The organism is Ideonella sp. P3_A4 (assembly GCF_056403075.1).
The window spans coordinates 1-2,454 of sequence record NZ_JBFUGE010000789.1 but is presented as its reverse complement, the minus strand read 5'-3'; the positions used below and the strand labels follow the sequence as shown (position 1 = coordinate 2,454).

At 68.5% G+C, this 2,454-nt stretch carries 3 protein-coding genes and 1 riboswitch; of the genes, 1 reads left to right on the top strand and 2 read right to left on the bottom strand.

Annotated features, from left to right (window positions below):
• Positions 1-396, bottom strand: a 396-nt coding sequence (locus tag AC1DYI_RS32745; protein ID WP_477208285.1) for a P-loop NTPase family protein, incomplete at its 3' end; no start/stop codon positions are given.
• Positions 397-459: 63 nt separating this feature from the next.
• Positions 460-1,044, bottom strand: coding sequence for a CBS domain-containing protein (locus AC1DYI_RS32740; RefSeq protein WP_477208284.1), 585 nt, complete (start codon positions 1,042-1,044; stop codon positions 460-462).
• A gap of 428 nt (positions 1,045-1,472) precedes the next feature.
• A riboswitch (cyclic di-GMP riboswitch) is annotated at positions 1,473-1,565 on the top strand.
• A 56-nt stretch (positions 1,566-1,621) separates the two neighbouring features.
• On the opposite strand from AC1DYI_RS32740, the gene AC1DYI_RS32735 reads away from it, so the two are divergent.
• Positions 1,622-2,454 (top strand): DUF5666 domain-containing protein (locus AC1DYI_RS32735; RefSeq protein ID WP_477208283.1); only part of this gene is annotated, 833 nt, incomplete at its 3' end.

Sequence of the window (2,454 nt, the reverse complement as noted above, 5' to 3'; positions counted from 1 at the left end):
GTGCAGCAGCCGCAGCCACTGCTCGCGGTTGCCGTTGCAACAGGGCTCGCCAGTGGCGGCGCGGCGCACGGTGCGCCACAGCGCCCGGCGCGTCAGCAGGCCGAGCGGGAAGTCCAGCACGATCAGCCACTGCAGCCGCGGCCACAGCACCGGCTCGCTGCTGGCGAAGTAGTTGCCGCCGATGACCCAGGCCGGCGAGGCGGCGAGCGGTTCGAGCCGCCGACGCAGGCTGCTGTGGCCAGCCTCGATCCAGCCGGGCGACCACCACAGGTCGTCGATGTCGGTGAACGGCAGGCCCAGGCGCGCGCCCAGCGCGTGGCCGAGCGTGGTCTTGCCGGCGCAGGACGCGCCGATGATCTGGATGCGCTGGGGTGGTGGCGAGGGCGTCGTCGACAAGGGGCGGGCGCTGCGCGCAACGAAAGATCGGCGCGCGAGCTTACCCCGCCATGCTGGTGGGCGTCAGCGCACCAGCACCGCCTCCAGCTCGGCGAAGCTGCGCGTCAGCGGGCCCGAACCGAGCTCGACGCCCAGCACCAGCTCGAGCCGGCGGGCCGAGAACAAGCCGCGGATCTGGGTGCTGCCGGCGTCGCGGTCGACCACCAGCAGGTAGCGCAGGCCGTGTTCGCGCATCGTCGCGGCCACGTTGCCGAGCCGGCAATGCTCGATCTGCCAGGCGTCGACGACTCGCCACTCGGAGCGTGGTGTCATCACCTGGTCGAGCGTCAGTTCTTCGACGCAGACATGGTCGGCCATCGCCCGCAGCATCGGCCGTTCGCCCTGCAGGTCGTCGGAGGTGACCAGGCCGATCAGCTCGCCGGCGATGCCGGTGACGAAGGCCATGCGCACGCCGGCGCGGTGCATCACATGCAGCGTCGGCGCGATGCCGTCACGATGGTCGACCTTGACGCAAGGGGCCAGGCGCAGGTCGGTCATCTGGCTGACCGCCGCGTCGGTGAGGGTGGCGGTCTGGCTGGCCTGCGGTAACTGCGGCTGGCCGGCGACCGTGGTCAAGGGGAGAAGTTGGAATTCGGTGAGCGAGGGCATGGCGCGCCTTTCATCGGCGGGCAAAGCACCCCGCCACAACACGGCTGGCCTCAAGGCCCGGATGCCGCAGGTGCCTGCGGAAGCGGGAGGGCGGCGGGGTCAGCCTGGCCGTCGTCCTGTTGCCACCAGCTTCGTCGACCGCGCATCAGGGACGCATAAGCATGGCCATGCGGGCGGCCGGCGCACGAGCCCCAGTCGAGGGACAAGCGGGCGTCAACCTTGGGGTGCCGACCCCGTCCGACGCGTCTTGATGTGCCCTTTTTGAGGCCGAGCGGGGTGCCGCGGGCGACGGTTTGCAAACCAGTTCACAGCCTTCAGGCGGTGGCGCGCCATTCGTCGCCATCGGCCGGCCGCCGGTCGGATCGTCGACCGACCGCGAACGTCGCTGAATACAGTGCACACGTCTGAAACGAAAAGTCACATTGACTGAATCGTTTGGGCAAACCCATCGAAAGGTGGGGGCGCAAAGTCAACGGGCCTACCGACAGGTTTCACTTGTCCATGGCAGCCGGACCGCCAGACCTGGTGCACGCCTCCGTTCTTTCATGGGCTCCTTTTTGACACCTTCGGAGCTTCCATGAAAACCCGTTCTCAACATCTCCTGTCCCACTTTGGCCTGTCGGCACTCAGCGCGGCCTTGCTCTTCGCCTTGGCCGCCTGCGGCGGTGGCGACCCGACGCCCGCCGCTGAGCGGCAAACGTCTGAGGCCGACAGCCGCCAGAGCGCGCAGCAACTGACCGGTACCGTGACCGGCCTGGGGCAGCTCAGCGTCGACGGCGTGGCCTATGACACCACGCAGGCCCGCGTCCGCTCGGAAGCCGACCCGGCCGCACCGACCGACGTCAGCGCCAACCAGCTGCAACTGGGCATGCGCGTCACCATCCAGGCCGCTGGCTCGAGTGCCAGCGAGGTAACGATCCAGCCGAGCGTCTTCGGCCCGATCGGCAGCCTGAACTTCGACAGCCGCAGCTTCACTGTCTATGGCCAGAAGATTGTTGTTCGCACCGAGGGTGAAGGCCGCACGGTATTCGCCGGCGTGGCCAGCTTCACTTCGCTGGCGTTGGGCGACGCAGTCGAAGTGCACGGCACCGTGCAAGACGACAAGAGCCTGCTGGCGACGCGGGTCGAGCGCAAGCCCAAGACCGAGCTGGGTAAGGGCATCAAGGTCGGTGGCGTGATCAAGGAGCTGAACCTCGACACGCAGCGTTTCAAGTTCAACGACATGACGGTCGACTACCGAGCCGCCGACGTGCTGCCGCTGGGGGCCACGCCGCGCGCCGGTCAACTGGCGATGGTCTATGCCAAGGCGCTGCCGGCCGGCGGCGTGCTGAAGGCCGACGCGCTGAAGCTGATCACGCCCGACAACGGCACCGGCTTTGTGCTGGGCGGCGGTGTCACGGCGTTCACGTC